Below are 21591 nucleotides of genomic sequence, written 5' to 3'. Positions count from 1 at the left end.
TAATAAAAGCAATGAGCAATCCGATTGAAACGTAAGCTCGGATACGCTTAAAACGTTTAAATGGGGTGTAGAGATGAATTTGTTTGATTTGACCGGAAAAGTGGCTTTAGTAACCGGGGGAGCCGTAGGTCTTGGCGCGGGTATCTCTTTAGGCTTAGCCAAGGCAGGCGCAGACGTCGTAATCGTAACGAGCAACGACCGTTCGCGTGAGGTTGAGCAGCAAATCCAAGCGATGGGCCGCAAGGCACACACCATCATAGCGGATCTGATGGATGAAAGCGTATTGAAGAGCGTGGTAGACAAGGCACTGTCCGTTTTCGGCAAAATTGATATTTTGGTTAACAATGCCGGCATTATTCGGCGTACGCCGGCTGCCGATCACGCGGCGCAAGATTGGCATGACGTGCTGAACCTGAACTTAAACTCTGTTTTTTTCCTGTCGCAGCTTGTGGGACGTGAGATGATTAAGCAAGGGTCGGGTAAAATTATAAATATTGCATCGATGTTAAGCTTTCAAGGCGGGATTAATGTGCCGGGCTATACCGCTTCCAAGCATGCGATTGCCGGAGTAACTAAAGCGCTTGCGAACGAGTGGGCCGGCAAAGGCATTCAAGTTAACGCAATCGCCCCGGGATACATGGCTACCGACAATACGGCAGCGCTTCGTGCGGATGAAGAGCGCAGCTCGCAAATTTTGGTGCGGATTCCGGCCGGACGATGGGGAACTTCGGAAGATATGCAAGGACCGATCATTTTCCTCGCATCACGGGCTTCAGACTATATGAGCGGCCACGTGCTTTGCGTGGACGGGGGATGGATGGCGAGATAAATGACGCAGAACGGACGAGCGGAGCAGCTGCAGATGTTTCAGCCGGAAATCATTACATTCGGAGAATCAATGGCACTGATGATGCCGGAAGGAAGCAAAGGAATCGAGTATTCATCAAGCTTTCAAGGGCTGTTCGGCGGTGCGGAAAGCAATGTGGCGATCGGGGTGTCCCGTCTGGGTCATAGAGCAGGCTGGTTCAGCCGCCTTGGGAAAGATCCGCTAGGCCGCATGATCATGAAAAAAATCCGCGGTGAGGGCGTGGACGTCTCCCGTGTGGAGCTGACAACGGAAGCGCCGACCGGTTTGATGCTTCGTGAAGTGGTATCCGGGAAAACGTCGGTTTATTATTATCGCAAAGGCTCGGCAGCCAGTACGTTGAAGCCGGAGCATTTGGATGAACAATATATTAAGCAGGCCCAATATTTGCATGTGACGGGCATTACGACAGCCCTCAGCCTGTCCTGCCGCGAAACGGTCCGAGAAGCAATGAAGTTGGCACGTAAGCATGGGGTGAAGGTCTGCTTTGACCCGAATCTAAGGCTGAAGCTATGGTCTTTGGAAGAAGCCCGTGAGGTGCTGCTGGAGTTGGCCCAGGATGCAGATTATTTCCTGCCCGGGCTGGACGAATTAAAGCTGCTGTACCAAACGGACAGCTTTGACGAAATTGTAACCCGGCTTAGCGAGCTTAAAGCCGTATCGATCGTCAAAGGCGGCGAAGACGTTACGTATATCGTCGAGCAAGGAAGAGTTAGCTCGGTGCCCTATTTCAAAGCGGAGCAAGTGGTGGATACGGTAGGGGCAGGAGACGGTTTTTGCGCAGGTTTTTTCGTTGGTCTGCTCAAGGGCTATCATTTGGAAGAAGCAGTTCGCCTCGGTAACCTGATCGGCTGTATGGTGGTACAGATGGAGGGAGATTGGGAGGGCATTCCGACTTGGGAGCAAGTGGAAGCTTTTCTTAATAACGTAAAGCATGTCGAGAGGTAACCAAGGGATAAGATGCGACAAATGTATGCATTACTAACTTTAGATTAGGAACGGATGAGTGAGCATGAAAAAAATTAAGCTTTTGCAGCAGCTGGCCAATGAAGGTGTGGTAGCCGTTCTACGGGGAGAAACGCCGGAAGAAGTCGTTGAAATGGCGGAACAGGCAATTGCAGGCGGTATCAAAGTTATCGAAGTGACCATGACGGTGCCGTTCGCATTGCAAGCTATCGAGAAGCTTGCGAAGAAATATTCAAGCTCTACGCAGGATCCGTCCAAGTATGCGATCATCGGCGTAGGGACGGTATTGGACCCGGAAACGGCGCGGGCAGGTATTCTCAGCGGAGCGGAATTTGTGGTTGGTCCGGCTTTAAATCCAGATACGGTTACTTTGTGCAACCGGTACCGCGTGCCTGTGATGCCGGGCGTGATGACGATTCAAGAGATTCAACGGGCACTGGAGCTCGGTGTGGACATCGTGAAGCTGTTCCCGGGCAATCTGTACTCGCCATCGACGATCAAAGCGATCAAGGGTCCGCTTCCGCAAGCTAACGTTATGCCGACCGGCGGAGTTTCCCTGGACAATCTCGCCGATTGGATCAAGGCCGGCGCAGTGGCCGTCGGGATCGGCTCCGATCTGACGACGGAAGCTGTCAAAACGGGCAATTATAGTCTGGTAGCCCAAAAAGCCGCGCAATATATCGAAGCTTACCGGGCGGCTAAAGGCTAAGCTGTAAATGAGCTATAGCAACAACAAAAAAAGCAGCGTATCCCAAAGATTCGTTTGGATTACGCTGCTTTTTTCTTTGATGAAGCAATGGTTTGTTCTTACTTGAATTGTTGTGCTCGCTGATTACTCGGTAGCTACCGATTGATCGGCTTGCAGACCGACCGGCGCGATCCGAACGAAGCTCGTTTGCAGGTTGTTCAGCAGATGCTCTACCTTCGCTGCAGCTTCCGGTTGTCCGGACTTCACGAGCTCTTCATGGTAAGCGCCGAGCAGTTCGTTCAAGTCTTTCATGCTTTGTACGCCAACCGGTTCGATTTTAACCTTGGCGCCTTTGGCTACCCGGCGTTCGATGGCGGCTTGATCCAGACCCATTTCCGGTACGAGGCGTTGGTAAATGACACCGCCGGTCATCCCTGCGCAAATCCAAGGACCCGGATCGCCGAGCACGACGGCGCGGCCGTTGGTCATGTATTCAAAGGCGAAGCCCTTCAAGTTCGCACGGGCTGCGATACCGCCGAGTTCGTCTTGAATCGGTGACGTAATCTCGCCGCCGAATACGACATCTGCGCCGGAGAACCGGATGCAGGCACGGGTATCGGCATTGCCTTGAATCAGGAACAAGCCTTTTTGAGCGCCGTAGCCGAACGACTTACCTACGGAGCCGTTGATGAATTGCTTATGCTTGCTTGGTGCTTTCAGGATCGCAACTTTACCGCCGAGCGACATTTTGCCGACTCCGTCTTCCGCACCACCGTGAACCGTGATATTTACGCCGCGGGCGTTAAAGGCTGCCAGTCCGTTACCCGGTACGGAGCCTTCGGTCATCGTGATGCTTACCGGAGGCAGCGCATCGTAGCTGCCGTCGTAACGGTCTCTTACGCGGTGGCTTGCATAGCGGCTGCCAAGGATACGGGATTCCGCATCGACTTTCGACCAAGTGCGTTCTACCGGCGCATTGAATGAAACGGCATCCGGGAAAAATTGCTGACCTTCTGCGCCTGCCGCGATGCGAATATCCGAAGATACCGCGGCTGCGACTTCCTCCAGAGCTTCCTTTGCGGCTGCCAAGGACAGCGGAGCCGGACGGAGCAGGTCGGACAGATCGATTTTCTCAAGATGGCTTACTTGCTGCAGCAGGTCGGAACGGCCGACGAGGTCCTGCAGGTTCGCAAAGCCGAGCTGAGCAACGATGTCCCGTACTTCGCGGCCCATCCCGCCGAACAAGCGGACAAGCGATTCAACAGCGGTATCGTAGACGCGAGGCACGAAGCGGCGAAGGCCTTTTTCTTCCGCTTCTTCCATAGAGTCGATTTGCGTTGCGATGCCGACATGACATGTATCCAAATGACAGCCGCGGCACGTCGTACAGCCGATAGACTGCATCGCGATGGAGCCGAAACCTACGCGGTTCGCACCGAGCATGACCATTTTGACAACATCGGCACCGGATTTCATGCCGCCGTCGGACCACAGTTCCACTTTATCACGCAATCCGGCTTCAATCAGGGCGATATGCGCGAGCTTCGTACCGATTTCGGTTGGCAGACCGACGTGCGTAATGGAGTGAATCCGGGCTGCGCCCGTACCGCCGTCAAAACCGGATAACGTGATCACATCCGCGCCTGCTTTCGCGACACCGACTGCAATCGTGCCGATCCCAGGGACGACCGGAACTTTGACGATAATTTTCGCTTTGCGTCCGCTCGCTTCCTTCAGCTCGGAAATGATTTGCGCCAAGTCCTCGATCGAATAAATGTCATGGTTGTTGGATGGCGAAATCAGGTCGGAGCCGATGGTCGCGTTCCGTGCGGCGGCGATTTTTGCCGTTACCTTCGAACCCGGAAGATGTCCGCCTTCACCCGGTTTCGCACCTTGACCGATCTTGATTTCCAAGAAGGCTACGGCGTTTGCCAGCTCGACGTTGACACCGAAACGTCCGGATGCGACTTGGGCGCCGCGAGTCCGTTTATAGCGGCCGAGCATGTCTTTGATCTCGCCGCCTTCGCCGTTCATGGTCACCATGTTCAGGCGTTCGCCGGCTTCTGCGTAAGCGCGGAATGCGGTCTCGTTCTGCGAGCCGAAGGACATGGAAGAGATGAGCATCGGCAGATCGTGGCCGCCAATTCCAATCTCGACTTGGGAAGGGTCGAGCGGTTTACGGCCTTCGGCGTGCGCTTTCTCATAATTGAAATCCGCAACGTGACGGATGGAAATGGCGTTTTTCTTTTCTTCTTCGCGCAGCTTGTCGCGATAGTCTTCGTACGGAGCCGCTCCGGAAGCCGCATCGCCGAGCGCTTTCCACATCCGCTGGAAGAAACGGAAGTTACGGGCTGCCTTTGCTTTCGGATTGGCAAAGTCGTTGTAACGGGCTTCGGCATCGGCTTCAAGCTCGGCAAAGCCGGTTCCGGCCTTATCGCTGCCCAAGTAGTTTACAATATCCAGCACTTCGGCGAGCTCCGGCTTCAGGCCGATCGACGAGAAGAAGCGGGTGTAACCGCGAAGCTCATGTGTACCGATCGTGGAGATGACTTTCTCCAAGCCTTTCATCAAAGCGGTAAACACTTTGCGTGCCGCCGGTGCGCCGTCCTTCGCCGCTGCCGTAGCGAACAAAATGTATGGGGAAAGCACGTCTGCGCCCAAGCCGCAGGCAACGGCCATATCGTGCAGATTGCGGATAGCCGCGCTGCGCAGGACGAGCGTCGTTTGACGGCGCAGGTTGTCACCGTAGCCGAGCTTCACTTCGCGAAGGGCAATATCGACTTTGGATACGGCCAGATGCGGGTCCATCCACAGCCTGTCGTTCTGATGCGCTTCGCTGTCGTCCAGCACAAGCAGCATAGCGCCTTTGCGCACCGCTTGCACGGCATCCGCTGCAAGCTGCTCCAGGGCATCCTTCAGCGACGTGCCGCGGGCGAACGTCGTCGATAACGTGGCGACGGCATCGCCGTTTTGTGCACCGAACATGGCGACGAGCTGCTCGTAGCTCGGTTGTTTCAATTCGGCCAAAGAGTCGATGCCGTTGCTGCCCTCAAGCACGACAGGATACAGCAGCTCTACCCGCAGCCGGTCATCGGGCTGGCTGTACACGGCCGGGCGAGGCCCTACGACAACGCGCGTGGAGAAGTGCTCCATCTCGCGGTCACGGTCGATCGCCGGGTTGGTGACAACCGCAACGCTTTCTTTAATGAAGTCCGGGATATTCTGGCGCTCCCAGTTCAACGCGGCATGCGGGCTGTCGTGACCGAGCGAGCGAATCGGCTCCGCGCCGGTTTCGGCGGTCGTTTCGATCATTTGGATGCCGTCGCGGTCCCATCCGAAGGCGCTGTAGAGCGCATCCGTCGGCGTGACGTCGGCAGAAGGCGCCGCTTCGACGGCCGGAATTTCATTGTTCAAGTGCTTGCGCAGCCCTTCCAGGCCAAGACGGCTTTGCACGCGCTCCAGCACGGTGGATTGTACCAGATGATAAGGAATCACCTGAACATGCTCGCCAGGTGTCAAGACAACGCCTACTTTTTCGCCCGGTGCGATCGGTTTCGGATCTGCGACCATTTCGCCGACCGTGATGACCCCTTGCTCCGAGGAGAAATAGAGGGACGTTTCGCTTTCCACCATCCATACCGGACGCAAACCAAGCGCGTCGACGCTGAAAATGCACTCGTTGCCGTAACGGGAAACGATCCCTGCCGGTCCTTGCGCGTAGTGACCCCAAGCTTGGCGGAAGTAAACGTACATATCCTGCAGTTCCGGACGGAAAAGCTTCATTTCGTTAAGAATCGGAGGGAAAACGACTTCCATCGCTTCGAACAAGCTGAGGCCGAAACGGTGAATGAACGTTTCAATGGTACGGTTCATGTCTTGGGAGTCGCTGCCGCCGTCAACGAGGGGCACGCCGACCATGTCGGCTTCGATCCGCATCTTTTTCACCGTATTGATCTCGCCGTTATGGCCAAGCAGCGAGAACGGCTGTACGCGGAAAAAGCTGGATTGAGTGTTCGTGGAGTATCGGTTGTGTCCGATAGTAACCTGCGCTGCGAACAGCGGGTCGCGGGTGTCATTGAAGTATTTCGGCAAAATGCTGGCGGCGCCCATCACTTTGTAAGCGGCCGTGACGTTGCTGAGGGTGGCGACGTGTACGTTGTATTTGGCTTCGATCGCCACATGAAGCTCAAACAGATGATCGGAGACTTTCACTTCCTGCTTGTCGCATAGACCTGCGATTTGCCAGAAGGTCGGTTCGTCGTTGCGTCCGTTCGGACCGAGCACGCTGCTGTCCACTTGGTTTTCCTGCTCCAAGAGAATGCTGACTTGAAACTGGGAGAACAGCTCGCGGATGCCTTTTTGCGTATCGGGAGCGGAGATGTCCAGCTTGCGCGGCACGAAAATGTGCGCGACGGAGAAGCGCTCGTCGTAAGCAAGCTTGCCGTCGAGACCGGCTTCGGTCAGCTTTTTCTCCCACAGGGCGCGCGGAATGTCGGTCAGGATGCCGCAGCCGTCGCCTTCCCCGTTGATGAAACCCGAACGATGTTCCATTTTGACAAGGGCGTCGATCGTCTTTTGAATGTTGTCGCGGGACGGAAATCCGTCCTTTTCAATAATACAGATGATACCGCAGCTATCATGTTCGGTGGCCAATAAATTCTGGAAGCGGCCTTCATTGCGCATAACTTGATTCATTCTCGTGGTCAGCAGGCTGACCGTCACCTCCCATTAAAATTAGTTGCGGGTTCACCCTGTAAAGAAGGCTTTGTTCATGTGAAGCAAGAAAGCGGAAAGAGTCAATGAATGAGTGCAATGAATAAAAATACATTTATTCTGCATAATTGACTTGATTTTCGGTTTCTCGATTCAGCAGAAGCTGTGCGGAAGAGGGTGATACAAGGGTCTCCGTCCCAACCGTCCAATCGCGCAGCTTCATAGGTAACATGCCAAAAACCTTACATTTAGCCGAGTTTATTTAGCTTAAAAGTATTTATAGAATAGCACGAAATTTCATGTGAGACAATAGAACATTGAAGGGAAATGTTGATTGTAAGCGCTGTCTATTTTGCATAACTGGTGAATACAGGCAATTTCGGAGCGGAATGATGCGGGTTTATAAAAAACGAACGAACTATTACCGGTATTCGATAATAGTTCGTGATTTGGGTGATAAATGGAATTTATTGCCGATCTGCTTGGTTAAACGTTCAGGCGGGAGAGCGCACGGTCTGCCGCTTCAATCGTATAAGCGACGTCTTCGTCCGTATGGGCTGTGGTCAAGAACCAAGCTTCATATTTGGACGGAGCCAGGCAGATGCCGTCCTCCAGCATGGAGCGGAAAAAGGCTGCAAACTGCTCGCCGTCCGTATTTTGCGCCTCGTCGTAGTTTGTCACCGGATGGTCGCAAAAGTGTGTCGACAGCGCGCCGCGGATACGGTTCACGGTCAGGGGGATACCGTGCTTGCGAGCCCCTTCGGCAAGGCCCGTTTCCAGCATGGCGCCGAGCCGGTCCAGCCGCTCGTAGGTGCCGGGCTCCCGCAGCGTCTCCAAGCACGCGATCCCGGCGGAAATCGATGCCGGGTTCCCGGCCATGGTACCGGCTTGGTAGGCCGGACCGAGCGGCGCCACCTGCGCCATGATCTCGGCGCGGCCGCCGTATGCGCCGATCGGCAGTCCGCCGCCGATGATTTTCCCAAGGGCGGTAAGATCAGGCTCGATGGCTGCGTAATCCGTGCCCTCTGGCAGTCCGGCAAAGGTTGAGGCAGCGCCGTAATGGAAGCGGAACGCGGTGATCACCTCGTCGTAGATGACAAGGGAGCCGTTCCGTCGGGCGGCGGAGCACAGTCCTTCCAGGAAGCCGGGCTTCGGCATAACCATGCCGAAGTTGCCGACAATGGGCTCGACCATGACGGCGGCCACGTCGCTGCCCCAGCGCTCCAGCGCGGCGTCCAATGCAGCGAGGTCGTTGAACGGCACGGTAATGACCTCATGCGCGATGCTGACCGGAATACCGGCGCTGTCCGGTATGCCGAGGGTGGACGGGCCGGAGCCCGCGGCGACGAGCACGAGGTCCGAATGGCCGTGGTAGCAGCCCGCGAACTTAATGATTTTATTCCGGCCGGTATAGGCGCGGGCTACCCGGATCGTCGTCATGACGGCTTCGGTGCCGGAGTTGACGAAGCGGACCTTATCGAGCGACGGAATCGCTTCTTTCAGCATCCGGGCGAAGCGGATTTCGAGTTCGGTCGGCGTACCATACAAGGTTCCGTTTTCCGCCGCACGAACAATGGCGGATGTCACATGAGGATGCGCGTGGCCGAGAATGATCGGACCGTAGGCGGCCAAATAGTCGATGTAGCGGTTGCCGTCTTCGTCCCAGAAATACGCTCCTTGTCCCCGTTTCATGAATACGGGCGCTCCGCCGCCCACGGCTTTGAAGGAGCGGGAAGGGCTGTTGACCCCGCCGACGATATGCTCGAGCGCTTCCGCATATAGCGCTGCGGAACGTGTGCGAGGAGTGGCTTCGGATGCGTTGGACGCAAATGGATTGCTCATTATGATTCAAGTCCTTTCCATATATGTATATCTCCATTATAAAGGATTGCGTTCCGGCAGTGAATTTTTCTTCGCATCGGTGCGTCATTGTGCGGGAAGGTGGAGCAGCGAGCCTTTAAGCACCGTGACCGCTTGACCCCGAATGTGCAGACGGTCACCGGCCAGTGTAAGCCTGAGAACGCCTGTTCTTGCGGACGATTGAAGGGCCGTCATTTGGTCTTTTCCCAGCTTGTCCCGCCAGTAAGGCGCCAGTGCGCAATGGGCCGATCCGGTAACCGGATCTTCGTCAATTCCCAGCGCCGGGAAGAAGCAGCGGGAGGCGAAGTCGTACCGTTCATCCTGCGAACGGGCCGTAACCAGCACGCCGCGGACACCGAGCTCCGCCATGATGGCGAAATTGGGCTTTAGCTCCCGCACGGCTTCCTCCAAGTCCAGTTCGACCAGCAAATCCAGCTGGTTGGTTCCGACAAAACGGGGCACAGCTCCGCCCAAGGCATCGGCCAGCCGGTCCGGCGCCTCCGTTTCGGTAATCTGCTCCACGGGAAAATCAAGCCGAATCCAGCCGTCCTCGCTAGCGGAGGCCGTCAGCTGCCCGCTCAGCGTATGAAAGGTTAAAGCCTGTTTGCGATCGACTCTCCCGGTTTCCCACAAGTAATGCGCACTGGCGAGTGTGGCGTGGCCGCACAAATCGACCTCGACCGTGGGTGTAAACCAGCGGAGCCGGAAGCTCCCGTCCTCTTGGGGAGAGAGAAAGGCCGTTTCCGACAAGTTCATTTCCATGGCAACCTGCTGAAGCCATTGGTCCGAAGGAAAGCGCTCCAGCAGGCAAACCGCCGCAGGGTTGCCGCGAAACGGCTTGTTCGCAAAGGCGTCAATAACATGAATTTCGATCATAGAACAGTTCTCCTTTCAGGTCAAAAGCGGGATGCCTCAGGCCTCCCGCTTGCGTATGGTTCATAGCTGCTATTGTTTTTTGGCCGGAGCGGCGCCGGTCGTGCTTTTATTGCCGGCTTCCGCAGGCTTGCCGGCAGGGGCCAGCGGGTCCCGGCCTTCGAATAGTGCCTTGATGTAATCCTGAAGCTTGGTTCGGTTGACGCTGAGGACTTCGGCGCCGCCGACCCGTTTTTCGATCAGCAGCTCGGAAGGCGGAATCTGCTGGCTGACCATGCCCTCGGTTTTCGCTTCGAAGGCGAGGGTTCCGAGCTTGAGCATGTCGGTCGTCGTCATGTTCGTTTCGAGATAAGGATCGATACTGTTTAATATTTTCGGCAGCCGGATCAGGGAACCGGTCGTCTGCATTTTTTGCGCGACGGCTTGCAAAAATTTGCGCTGCCGCTCGGTGCGGGAAAAATCGCTCATGGCATCGTGACGGAACCGGACATACTGCAGCGCCATTTTGCCGTCGAGATGCTGCATGCCTTTTTTTAGGTTGATATCGTATTCGTGACCATCCTCCGAATCGCGGTATTTCATATCCTTCTCCACTTCGAGATCGATGCCGCCGATGGCGTCGGTGAGCGCGATGAAGCCTTTGAAATCGGTATAGAAAAAATATTGAACCGGAATGCCGAGCAGGTCGCTAACCGTGCGCATGGCCAGATTAGGCCCGCCGATGGCAAGTGCCGTATTGATGCGATCCTCGCCATGTCCTGGAATTTTGACATAGGTGTCGCGCAGAATCGAAAACAAGTACGCTTTCTTCGTCACCGGATCGATAGAGGCGACCATAATGGAATCGGAGCGCGGAACTTCGTTCTTCTTAAGTCCCCGGGAATCGCCGCCGAGAATGAGCACGTTCACCCGCTGATTGCCCTCCCATTTGGGCGGGGTGTAGTTGTCCGACATGCTGAGCTGCTTCGGGGTAAGCCCGCCGAATTTGGTCGTATCGGGATGACTCTGAATGTTGTTGGCAAATTGAACGAAAGAATATGTAAAATAGCCGATTCCTGCAAGCAAGAGCAGCAGCAGCGAAATGAAAAACCATTTTATCGTTCGGGCCATGGGAATTCGGTTCCCTCCTCTGGGTGCGTTCGCTTTTCCTGATCGTAAGGTTGGTGTATCATAACGGATATAGGTTTTGACAATGCCGCAGGAACATGCATACGTTAGGACAGGAAACTATTTCATTATTATAAAAGGTTTCAATCCGCGCCTGCAAGCTTCGGCATATTTTGACAGGAGGACCTACACCTATGAATCTCGCCATCGACGTGCATCGGCTGAGAAAAGAATTTAAAGTTCAGAAAAACCGGGAAGGCTTGAAAGGCGCCGTACGCGACCTGTTCCGGAGAGAGTACAATCAGGTCGCCGCGGTAAAAGATATCAGCTTCCAAATTCCGCAGGGCGAAATTTGCGGCTACATCGGCGAGAACGGGGCGGGAAAGTCGACCACGATCAAAATGCTGACCGGCATTCTCGTCCCGACCTCCGGCGATATTCGCGTCGGCGGCTTCGTTCCTTATAAGGAGAGGGAGAAATTCGTCCGGAATATCGGCGTCGTGTTCGGCCAGCGCAGCCAGCTTTGGTGGGATATCGGCGTGATCGAATCGTTTCAGCTGCTCAAAAAAGTGTACCGTGTCCCGGATGCGGATTACCGCAGCCGCATGGATGAGCTGGTGGAACGGCTGCAGCTTGGCGAGCTGTTGAACCGGCCTGTGCGCAAGCTGAGTCTGGGCCAGCGGATGCGCTGCGAGCTGGCGGCGTCGCTCATTCACAATCCGGCAATTTTGTTTCTGGACGAGCCTACGATCGGTCTGGATATTATGGTTAAGACGGAAATACGAGAGTTTCTAAAGTCCATGAACAAACGGTACGGCACGACGATTCTGCTGACAACCCACGATCTGCAGGATATCGAAGCGCTGTGCTCCCGGGTCATTATGCTCGACGACGGCCGGATCATCTACGACGGAGGACTTGAGGAGCTGAAGGAACGTTGGGGCAAAGGCAAAGAAGTCATTCTCCGATTCTCGGAGCCGGTATCGCTGCTTCGTTTGCGGGAGCTGACGGGCGGACTTCAAGTAGACTGGTCGCTTGACAATGAGCTGACGGCCAAAGTATGGATCCCGCAGCAGGCGGCAAGCGTCTCCGAGGTGCTCAGCCGGGTCGTTGGCATGCTGACGATCGAGGACATTAAAATCCTCGAGACGAACACGGACGACATCGTACGGGAAATTTACAAATCCGGATCGGCGGAAGCGAAAAAGGAGCTGCGCGAAGGACAGGAAGTGACGCTGCATGGTTAGCGCTTATCTTGACATTATCCGCATCCGCTTCCTGATGATGCTCGCTTACCGTGTTAATTATTACAGCGGAATTATTATTTATGCTCTTAATATTGGAGCCTATTATTTTCTTTGGAAGGCGATTTACGGGACGAAAGAGCTGCTCGGCGGGATGACCGTAACGCAGATGACGACCTATGTGGCCGTATCGTGGATGGCGCGGGCTTTTTATTTCAACAATCTGGACCGGGAAATCGCAAATGAAATCAAAGACGGCAGTGTGGCGATCCAGTTCATCCGCCCGTACAATTACATCGTCGTCAAAATGATGCAGGGTCTCGGCGAAGGCCTGTTCCGGTTCCTGCTGTTTTCCGTGCCGGGCATAGTAATCGTTTCGTTCTTGTTCCCGGTGCAGCTGCCGACCGACGCGTTGACCTGGCTTATTTTTCTCGCCATGCTGTTCTTCAGCTTCCTGATCAATACGCAAATCAATATTATTACCGGACTGTTCGCTTTTTTCCTTGAAAACAACGAAGGCATGATGCGGATGAAACGGGTAACCGTCGATTTGTTCTCCGGATTGGTCGTGCCGATGTCGTTCTTCCCGGGCTGGGCACAAGAGCTGATGAATCTGCTGCCGTTTCCGGCGATCACGTATCTGCCTGGCTCCGTCTTTACCGGCAAAGTCGCCGGCAGCGCCGTTTACAACGTATTTGCCGTGCAGATCATCTGGTTCGTGCTGTTGATTGTACCGCTTTATGTACTTTGGCGGAGCGCGCGGACACGGCTGTTCGTTCAGGGAGGGTGATGGCGCATGTTTTATGCAGGTTTGTTTGTCGATTATTTGAAAAATTACATGAAAACGCGGCTCACCTACCGTTCCGACTTCTGGATCGAGGTGCTGTCCGATCTGTTGTTTAACGGACTGAATTTGTTTTTCATCCTTGTCGTGTTCCAGCATACCGCGGCGATCGGCGAATGGAACGAGCAGCAGATTTTGTTCATTTATGGCTATTTTATGGTGCCTTACGGCTTGTTTATTACGTTTTTTAATCTCTGGGGATTCACCGAGCGATACATCGTCAAAGGCGAAATGGACCGGATCTTGACCCGTCCGGCGCATAATCTGGTGCAGCTGATGCTGGAAAATATGGACCCGTCCTCGCTATTCAGCGCACTGGTCGGCTTGATCATCATGATCTACTCCTGGACACAGCTTGATCTCGGGCTGATGTGGTACGATCCGCTCATTCTGCTTGTGCTGGTACTTGGTTCGATCATGATTTACGGGGGCGTGTACATTTTCTTTACATCGCTATCGTTTTTCTCGGATTCGCCCACCGGCATTTTGCCGCTGCTCTGGAACCTGCAAAACTACGGGCGGTACCCGATGACCATCTATAACCGTCTTCTGAACATCATGCTGACATGGGTGCTGCCGTTCGGCTTCGTCGGTTTTTATCCGGCCGCCTATTTTCTCGACCGGGAGAATTGGGGAACGTTCGCCTTGCTTACTCCGCTGGTCGGAATCGTCTTCCTGACCTTCGGGCTGACGGTATGGAATTACGGGGTGAAACGGTACCGCGGAGCGGGCTCGTAGAGGGCTGAGGCATATGTACTTAAAATAAACAGCATAACGACCTCGGAGGAGCTGCCGATAGGCAAGCTCCTCTTTGGCGTATCCGGACGTATCGGGAAGAACGTTATCTTTTATACCCTTTGCTCTTGGGCCATTCGTCTCTCTCGGAATATGAGTAAATATGCTGGGGACAAGGGACGCAATGATGGCGGTTGACGATTTCAACCGGGTGGATGACCTGCACGATTTGGGGGTGGTAATAATCCCGGTATATCCGGATAGGAGGATCATATACTGTTTTGGTCGGGCATTGAGGATAGCAATCGTAATCGTACATGCAAAGCGGCTCCTTTCGAATTGGATTTACTCCATAGTATTGTGAGAAACGTCTAGTGGACTGGGCCGGTCCCCATGTTGGCCAAAATTTCGAAAAATTAAGCCTCTTTATTTTAAGGTTTTTTTAAGCTTTCTTTCATTTTCCTTTAAGCTTGGCGTAACGTTGAGTTCATATTTCGCTCCTATACTAGCAATAAATCCCTTACCACGAACTGGTTCGTTCAAAAAATAGACATACTTGATGATTTTGAGCGAGTTGACAGGGAGGTTTATCCAGTGGTAGAATACCAATCATAGGGAATTGAACATATGTTCAAAACGTTTGTTCAAAACAAATGTTCAAGCGTATGTTCGAAATATAAAAAAAAGGATAGGGTGGAGAGAATCATGAAAAAATGGACTGGGAAAGTTATGGCAGGTACGGTAGCAGCAGCTGTATTGTTTGGCGGAATCGGCGGATTGGCAACGGCTCCTAAGGCGTTTGCGGATGACGATATTACATACACGGTCGTTCCGGATGCTTCCATCCCTCTGCACAAACGTGTAAATCTTGGTTTGAATGCTATTGTCGTTCAAGCATCTGGTATTGTTGATATGAGTGTGGAAGATTTGAAGGACGAACTCCAAAAAGGCAAAACGATCGCAGAAGTGGCCAATCTCCGTGGGGTCAATCATGCGGAATTGCTTAGCAGATTGCTCAATCCAATGATGGAAAGAGTGGACAATGCCCTTAGCCAAAAGGTCATCACTGCAGATGAAGCGAAACAATTGAAACAAGAAGCTACAGATACGGTTACCGCCGCTGTCAGCAAAGGTGGCTATAAAGACAAACTGCAAGGCACATACGCCAAAAAGCTTAAGCTGAAAGCTCAAGTCGATGAAGAGTCCGTAGCTAAAGTCCTTGGTATCTCTGAAGATGAGTTGAGCACCTATTTTAACAATGGCAAAACGATTGCCGATATCGCCAAAGAAAAAGGCCTTAGCGAAGATCAAGTCATTGCTGGCCTGAAGGATGAGTTGAACGAGTCCCTGAAAGCATTCATCAATAAGAAGTAAGAAACTTCTATAGCCAAGCCGCCCTTAACGAGGGCGGTTTCTTCATTTCCCGACAATTAAAAATGACCGGCTAGCCAGAGAATTTCTGGAAAGGAGGAGGTCAGGTTGTTTTGCGACGGATGAGTTTCGTATAATTGCATGTACATAGAACATATTAACAACGGATGCGAGGAGATGAATACGATGCCGCAGCTTCAACCCGGACAACCCGTTCCGGATTTCACTCTGACTGCCGGAAGCGGGGAATCCGTAACGCTTTCGCAGTTTCGGGGCAAATATGTCGTTCTTTATTTCTACCCCAAGGATATGACGCCGACATGTACGGAGGAGTCCTGTCAATTCCGCGATTACAACGGACAATTCGAGACCTTGAACACCGAAGTCATCGGGATTAGCCCGGACGACCTGAAGTCCCATGCCAAGTTCGCCGCCAAGTACGAGCTGCCGTTTTTGCTGCTCTCCGATCCCGATCACACGGTATGCGAGTTGTTCGGCGTTTGGCAGATGAAAAAGATGTACGGACGCGAATATATGGGTGTCGTACGCTCGACATTTATCGTCGATCCGCAAGGCAAGCTTGTCCGGGAATGGCGCGGCGTCCGGATCAAGGGCCATGTCGAGCAGGTGCTGGAAGCCGTCAAGGCCGCACAGGCCGGAGTAGGGACCTTATAGTAGCCACTCATCTAAAGCCGGGAGAAACGCAGCCCGGCTTTTTTTCTTCGCCATCAAGTTGAGCAGGTTTTTGTCAACAAAGGTAAAACGTCGAAGCAGGAATGAATGCGAGAGATGGCGAAAAACTAACCCTAGCAATAAATTTCCAGTAGGGGAGCGGTCGTGAATGCAGCGGTATGAAAAACAGTCCAGTCGGATCGTTTATGTAGGAACTTATAATGGCGGCGGAGACGATTCTTTATATGTGCTGAGCATGGATAAGTCAACCGGGAAGCTGTCTGCCATCGGCGCTTATGCGGAGGTCGAGATGCCTTCCTTCTTGACGGTAGATACCGAGCGCGGCAGGCTGTTTGCGGTAAGCGAGCTGCAGGACGAGGCAGGCAAGGAAGGCGGGGAAGTGGCTTCTTATACCGTGGAAAAGGAAACCGGGGCTTTGCGCTATATCGGCAAACAGCCTTCCTTCGGCGCTTCGCCGTGCCATTTGGTAACGGACCGTGAAGGAAAGCGGCTCGTCGTAGCCAATTATACAAGCGGCAGCGTGAGCTTGTATCCGATCGAGGAAGACGGCACCATCGGTCCGTTGGCAGACCGTAAGCGGCATGAGGGACAGAGTGTACGCAGCGACAGGCAGGAAGCGGCTCATGCGCATTGTACCGTTCTGAAAGATTCCCGCATTTATGTCGCAGATCTCGGAACGGACAAAATCATGATCTACAACATGCAAGAAAACGGAGAAAAGCCGGCGCTTGTTCTACATGGCGAAGTCAAGGTGCATGCCGGGGCAGGCCCGCGACATATGGCGTTTCACCCTGATCTTCCTTATGCGTATGTAATTAACGAGCTGGATTCTACGATTACGGCGTTCGCTTACGGACAAGAGGACGGAACGCTTCGGGAAATCCAGACGGTGTCCGCGCTGCCGGAAGGATTTGCAGGGGAGAGCTACTGCGCCGACATCCACATCGGGAAGTCGGGGGATTACTTGTACGGCTCCAACCGCGGGCATGACAGCATAGCCGTCTACCGCATCGACCGGAACAGCGGCAAGCTGACGCTGATCCAGCACGAGCCGACCGGCGGGGCGTGGCCGAGAAATTTTGCCGTTACGCCGGACGGGAAATTCGTGCTGGCCGCCAACCAATATTCGGACTCCATTGTCACGCTAGCTGTAAATGAAAACACCGGCCGGCTGGAGCCCACAGGTCATGAGCTCCGCATACCGAAACCGGTGTGCATCCAATTTTTCGAGTAAGGCGGCAGAGTTATTTCAGCAGATATTGGTCCACTTCGTCCAGCATCTTATTGGCGGCAATGATCCCGCCGGAGGAGTTCCAAATATCGTCGCTCACTTTAATCACTTTGTTGTTCTTCACGACGTTTAAATTTTTCCAAAGCGGGTCGCCGGTCCAGTCTTTCTCGACGGCGCTCGCTTCTTTTTTATCGTTATCCCACACGTAGTAGAACAAAATGTCTCCGTCCATATCCGGGAGGCGTTCCTTGTTGATTTCGACCGCAAACTCATCCTTCTCCTGTGCGGCCGGACGTTGGAAGCCGATTTTGCTGAGCGCCAGCCCTGCAAACGTATCCTTCATATAAAGCCGGGCTTTTCCGGGAATAAAGCGAACAAGAGATACCTTCGTATTGAGCTTGTCTCCCGCTTTGGCCTTCATGTCGGCGATGCGTTTGTCATATTGCTGCAAAAGCTGCTCGCCTTCGGCTTTTTTGTTAACGGCTTCGGCATATACCCGGAAGTTTTTCTGCCAGTCGGATTGCAGGCGCTCCGAGAACACCGTCGGCGCGATGGCGGCAAGCTGCGAGTAAACTTTTTCCTGACGCAGCTTGTTGCCGAGAATCAGGTCGGGCTTCAGCTTGGCAATCGCCTCGAGGTTCGGCTGGTTCTCGTCTCCGACGACTTCGACGCCTTCCATATCTTTCTTCAAGTGGTCGTACCACGGGGTGCCGGACCAAGATTTGACCGCCCCCACCGGTTTAAAGCCAAGAGCAAGCACGGCTTCCGTTCCTTCGTTGGTCAGGACGACGATCCGCTTTGGTTGAGCCGGAACTTTGGATGAGCCCATCGCGTGATTGATCGTTAGTTCCGATACGGCTGCCGAAGCCGGCTGCTTCTGGGTCGTATCATTCGTCGGGGCTGGGGTTTTAGCCGCGCCGCAGCCGCTCAGCGCCGCACCCAAGGCGGTTGCGCAGGCCAAGAGCGCGGCAGCGGATTTCCATTTTGAACGCAAGGATGTAAACAAAGATGATACCCCTCTCTTTAGATGAAAATGATTATCATTATCGTGAAAAATTCTACCTCGTTCCATTCCCCTTGTCAATGCTTTCTTCATGGTCGTCCCGCGAATCTTTTCAGGGCAGCGCTCCGGCATAAAAGAGAAAAACCATCCATATATTCTATCAATACCAATTTCATAGAACTATACGGAGGGATCTCTCATGAAGTGCAGGCCGCAAGCTAATTCGTTCCGCATGATAAGCACCGTTTGGACATCGATGCTTTGCCTCACGATCCTGTGGCTTACGGTCTTGACGCACACGGCAGGGGCGGCGCCCGGTCATGAAGGAGAGGAAGCTTTATTTGCGCAGCTGAAATCGGGCAAACGTATCGCAATCGAAAACAACTATACCCCGGCGGAGAAGCCGACGGTGTACCTGACCTTCGACGACGGGCCGAGCAAGCTGACCCCGAAGGTGCTGGACATTTTGCGGGAGGAGGGCGTCCGGGCCACGTTCTTCGTGCTGGGCGAGCAGGTGCAGGAGCGCCCGAACATCGCAAAGCGGATCGTCGAGGAAGGCCACGCCCTCGGCAACCATACGTATAATCACGTCTACCGGGAGCTGTATTCCGACTTTCGCGCATTTTGGGAGCAGGTTCAGAAGACGGAAAATATATTGCTGGAGACGACGGGCGTCAGGCCGCGTTTTATCCGTGCTCCGGGTGGGACGTCCGGCAATTTTGACGCTTTTTATTTCTATTATTTGGGGCAGGCGGGTTACGAGATTTACGATTGGTCCATCGACAGCGAAGATGCGAGGCGCCCCGGGATGACGGCGGACCGGATTGTCCGTACGGTGGAAAAAGGGCCGTTCGGGAAAGAGGTCATTGTGCTGATGCACGACGGTTCAGGGCATGACGAAACGGTAAAAGCGCTTCCCCGGATCATCAAGCTATTTAAAGAGAAAGGCTACGCTTTTGCTTCGTTAACCCCGGAGGTGAAGCCCGTTCAATTTTCCGGCGGCAAACCGAAATGGACCAGAACGGTAAATCGCGAATCGTTCGACCACCTGCTTGCCGCTGCGCAAGAACATAGAAGACTTTGGTCTGCGCAGGTTGTTCCGGCTAAGGATAACGCTCCGCAGACGCAGCCTGTTTCGCTCGCGGCCATCGCTTATACGGAAGCCGGTTCAAAAGGAGGGCCGGACCGTTTGAATGTGCTTTTGGGCGACCGTACGCTTGCTTTAACGAAGGAGCAATTTCGCTTTCGGGCCGGGAGCTGCATGGTGCCTCTGAGGCGATTGATCACGGAGATGGGCGGAACCGTAGAGTGGAACGCCGAGCGCCGTACGGTTGTCGTCCGCTATGGAGCGATTACGGCCGTATATGACTTGGCCCGGCAGGAGCTGAGGGTACGGCGTCCTGCCGCCGAGTGGGCTGCCGAAGCAAAGGCGCGCATTTACCCGTTTCCTGAGATGGAGCTTGCGAACGGGACGCTGTATGTGCCGCTCCGTCAAACGCTGGAGCTGCTTGGCGACCGGATGCTGTCCGGCGCGATTCCGCAGGAACGGGGGACAGCGGAGGTGCAGGCGGCGGTCTACGGCGGGTACCGGACCGGTTGGATGCATATGAGAAAGCCTCTCGCTTAAGTCTAAAAGCTATGAAAACCGGACATACTGAATGCTAGAATGCAAGATTGGAAAACTTGCATCACATGATTCAGGTCAGGAGGTTTTCAGGATGACGAAATCTGTAAATCTGACCGATTCGCCGCAGGCGGTGCTAGAGCGGATCGTATATCAGGTGGAGAAGGTCATCGTAGGCAAACGGGAGGTCATCGAGAAGCTGCTTGTAGCGCTGCTTTGCGGCGGGCACGTGCTGCTGGAGGACGTCCCCGGCGTAGGCAAAACGATGCTGGTACGCGCGCTGGCGAGAACAATCGACAGCAGCTTCAAGCGGATTCAGTGCACTCCGGATTTGCTGCCGTCCGATCTGACCGGGGTTTCGGTGTACAATCAGCGCAGCGGCGAATTCGAATTCCGTCCCGGGCCCCTGCTTGCCCACATCGTATTGGCCGACGAGCTGAACCGCGCATCGCCGCGGACGCAGGCCGCCATGCTGGAGGCGATGGAGGAGAAGCGGGTGACGGTCGATGGAACGACTTATCCGCTGCCGGAGCCGTTTTTTATTCTGGCGACGCAAAATCCCGTCGACTTCGAAGGCACGTTCTCGCTGCCCGAAGCCCAGCTTGACCGGTTTATGGTAAAGCTTCGTCTCGGTTATCCCGACCCGCTTGACGAGGTGGAGATGCTGAACCGGATGGAAGAGCCGTTTCCGCTCGCTCAAATTCGTACGGTCGTCCTGCAGGAGGAATTCGTTTCCCTTCAAAAAGAAGCCCGCGCCGTTCATGTCGACGATACGATCAAGCAATACATCGTCCAGTTGACGACGGCAACCCGCACGCATCCCGACGTCTCGCTCGGCGCCAGTCCGCGGGCTTCGGTCGCCTTGATGCGCGCCTCCCAGGCACAAGCGTTCCTGAAGGGCCGCAGCTATGTCATCCCGGACGACGTGAAAGAGCTTGCCGTTCCCGTACTGGCGCACCGATTGACGTTAGCGCCGTCTGCGCTGCTGTCCGGCCGTCAGGCGGAAGCGCTTGTCGCTTCGGTCGTTGCGGGCGCGCCGCTGCCGGTCCGTCGGCATGCCGCAGGCTGAAGAAAGGCGGCAAGCATGCGGAGCTTAATAACGGTCGGATGGCTTGGGGGATGCGGGGCGCTTCTCGGATGGTGGGCGTTCGGCTGGGGCGGCCGGACGGCCTGGTTTTTAGTTTATGTCTGGGCTTTTTTCGTTGTTTATCTCGGGGTATTTCGCGCTGCGGCCGGACGCGTGCTGCGGGTAGAAAGAATGCTTGCCGGAATGGAGGCCTTATCGTCCGCTTCTGCGTGGCTTCCCCGAAGCGATCCGGGCGTAGACCGGTTCGTCTATAGCGGAGAACCGGTTACGATGGCTTACCGCTTGTCGGCGGCTTGGCTGCCGCTGTTCGGAGGGCGACTGCGGGTGGAGGAGCGCTGGGTGCACGAGGGCACCGGCGAGCGGATCGTCCGGCGGGGAGCGGCTGCGGCCGGCCACTGGCGCGACGCTGTCATACATTGCACGATGCAGGGGCTTGCCCGCGGCGTGTACCGGCAGGAGGCGCTGATCGTGAGCGCCGTGGACGCCTTCGGGCTTGTGCGGGCGAAGCGCGAAAGCCCAGGCGGCGGGCAGCTGTGGGCGCTGCCCGGAGGTTCGGCCATGGCGGTGCCGCTGCCGGGCGCGGGCCCGGAAGGGACGCGCGCGGCTTCCCGGCGGCCGCCGGGTTCGGACGCCGTGCCGCAGGTTAGCGGCACGCGGCCTTACGCGCCGGGGGGTCCGCTTCGCCGG

16 protein-coding genes and 1 pseudogene are annotated in these 21591 nt (G+C 54.8%); 12 read left to right on the top strand and 5 right to left on the bottom strand.

Annotation, left to right across the window (positions count from 1 at the left end; translation table 11 throughout):
• Positions 1-73 precede the first annotated feature (73 nt).
• The 3 genes from kduD (at position 74) to PEH01S_RS25775 (ending at position 2540) form a co-directional block, all read left to right on the top strand.
• On the top strand, positions 74-829 hold the full coding sequence (gene kduD / locus PEH01S_RS25785; protein WP_127488881.1) for a 2-dehydro-3-deoxy-D-gluconate 5-dehydrogenase KduD: 756 nt from the start codon (positions 74-76) through the stop codon (positions 827-829).
• Positions 830-1813: a sugar kinase gene (locus tag PEH01S_RS25780; RefSeq protein ID WP_127488879.1), complete on the top strand. Its 984-nt coding sequence runs from the start codon at positions 830-832 to the stop codon at positions 1811-1813.
• A gap of 64 nt (positions 1814-1877) precedes the next feature.
• Positions 1878-2540 carry a bifunctional 2-keto-4-hydroxyglutarate aldolase/2-keto-3-deoxy-6-phosphogluconate aldolase gene (locus PEH01S_RS25775; RefSeq protein ID WP_025852959.1) on the top strand — a complete coding sequence of 221 codons (663 nt, stop codon included), beginning with the start codon at positions 1878-1880 and terminating at the stop codon, positions 2538-2540.
• A 123-nt stretch (positions 2541-2663) separates the two neighbouring features.
• Here the strand turns inward: PEH01S_RS25775 and PEH01S_RS25770 are convergent, their stop codons facing one another.
• The 4 genes from PEH01S_RS25770 to PEH01S_RS25755 form a co-directional block, all read right to left on the bottom strand.
• On the bottom strand, positions 2664-7214 hold the full coding sequence (locus PEH01S_RS25770; protein ID WP_246063066.1) for a glutamate synthase-related protein: 4551 nt from the start codon (positions 7212-7214) through the stop codon (positions 2664-2666).
• Between the two features lie 504 nt (positions 7215-7718).
• Positions 7719-9074, bottom strand: coding sequence for a glutamate-1-semialdehyde 2,1-aminomutase (locus PEH01S_RS25765; protein ID WP_127488875.1), 1356 nt, complete (start codon positions 9072-9074; stop codon positions 7719-7721).
• Positions 9075-9158: 84 nt separating this feature from the next.
• Positions 9159-9968, bottom strand: coding sequence for a PhzF family phenazine biosynthesis protein (locus tag PEH01S_RS25760; RefSeq protein WP_127488873.1), 810 nt, complete (start codon positions 9966-9968; stop codon positions 9159-9161).
• A 69-nt stretch (positions 9969-10037) separates the two neighbouring features.
• Positions 10038-11075, bottom strand: coding sequence for an LCP family protein (locus tag PEH01S_RS25755; protein WP_127488869.1), 1038 nt, complete (start codon positions 11073-11075; stop codon positions 10038-10040).
• A 191-nt stretch (positions 11076-11266) separates the two neighbouring features.
• Between PEH01S_RS25755 and PEH01S_RS25750 the strand changes: the two genes are divergently transcribed.
• The 6 genes from PEH01S_RS25750 to PEH01S_RS25720 all read left to right on the top strand — a co-directional run bounded on the left by PEH01S_RS25750 (position 11267) and on the right by PEH01S_RS25720 (position 17193).
• The gene (locus PEH01S_RS25750) at positions 11267-12319 is read left to right on the top strand and encodes an ABC transporter ATP-binding protein (protein ID WP_025852965.1); all 1053 of its coding nucleotides are present in this window, start codon (positions 11267-11269) and stop codon (positions 12317-12319) included.
• Complete coding sequence (locus PEH01S_RS25745; RefSeq protein WP_127488866.1) at positions 12312-13106, top strand: ABC transporter permease; 795 nt, start codon at positions 12312-12314, stop codon at positions 13104-13106. Before PEH01S_RS25750 ends, PEH01S_RS25745 begins: the two co-directional genes overlap by 8 nt.
• A 6-nt stretch (positions 13107-13112) precedes the next feature.
• Positions 13113-13898, top strand: a complete 786-nt coding sequence (locus PEH01S_RS25740) for an ABC transporter permease (RefSeq protein ID WP_025852968.1) — start codon at positions 13113-13115, stop codon at positions 13896-13898.
• A 702-nt stretch (positions 13899-14600) separates the two neighbouring features.
• Positions 14601-15269, top strand: coding sequence for a hypothetical protein (locus tag PEH01S_RS25730; protein WP_127488864.1), 669 nt, complete (start codon positions 14601-14603; stop codon positions 15267-15269).
• Positions 15270-15452: 183 nt separating this feature from the next.
• A complete protein-coding gene (gene bcp, locus PEH01S_RS25725; RefSeq protein ID WP_025852971.1) occupies positions 15453-15941 on the top strand; it encodes a thioredoxin-dependent thiol peroxidase in 489 nt (162 codons plus the stop codon).
• Between the two features lie 166 nt (positions 15942-16107).
• Complete coding sequence (locus PEH01S_RS25720) at positions 16108-17193, top strand: lactonase family protein (RefSeq protein WP_025852973.1); 1086 nt, start codon at positions 16108-16110, stop codon at positions 17191-17193.
• A gap of 10 nt (positions 17194-17203) precedes the next feature.
• On the opposite strand, the gene PEH01S_RS25715 is transcribed toward PEH01S_RS25720, so the two are convergent.
• On the bottom strand, positions 17204-18196 hold the full coding sequence (locus tag PEH01S_RS25715) for an ABC transporter substrate-binding protein (protein ID WP_246063065.1): 993 nt from the start codon (positions 18194-18196) through the stop codon (positions 17204-17206).
• Positions 18197-18392: 196 nt separating this feature from the next.
• Between PEH01S_RS25715 and PEH01S_RS25710 the strand changes: the two genes are divergently transcribed.
• From PEH01S_RS25710 to PEH01S_RS25700, 3 genes and pseudogenes are all read left to right on the top strand, one after another.
• Positions 18393-19820 carry a polysaccharide deacetylase gene (locus tag PEH01S_RS25710; RefSeq protein WP_127488860.1) on the top strand — a complete coding sequence of 476 codons (1428 nt, stop codon included), beginning with the start codon at positions 18393-18395 and terminating at the stop codon, positions 19818-19820.
• A 91-nt stretch (positions 19821-19911) separates the two neighbouring features.
• The gene (locus tag PEH01S_RS25705) at positions 19912-20886 is read left to right on the top strand and encodes an AAA family ATPase (protein ID WP_127488858.1); all 975 of its coding nucleotides are present in this window, start codon (positions 19912-19914) and stop codon (positions 20884-20886) included.
• Between the two features lie 15 nt (positions 20887-20901).
• A pseudogene (locus PEH01S_RS25700) lies at positions 20902-21591 on the top strand (hypothetical protein); the annotation flags it as partial.

It is taken from the genome of Paenibacillus ehimensis NBRC 15659 (genome assembly GCF_004000785.1).
GTDB lineage: Bacteria > Bacillota > Bacilli > Paenibacillales > NBRC-103111 > Paenibacillus_G > Paenibacillus_G ehimensis.
The sequence above is the reverse complement of the archived record's forward strand: the minus strand, read 5'-3'. Positions and strand labels throughout refer to the sequence as shown.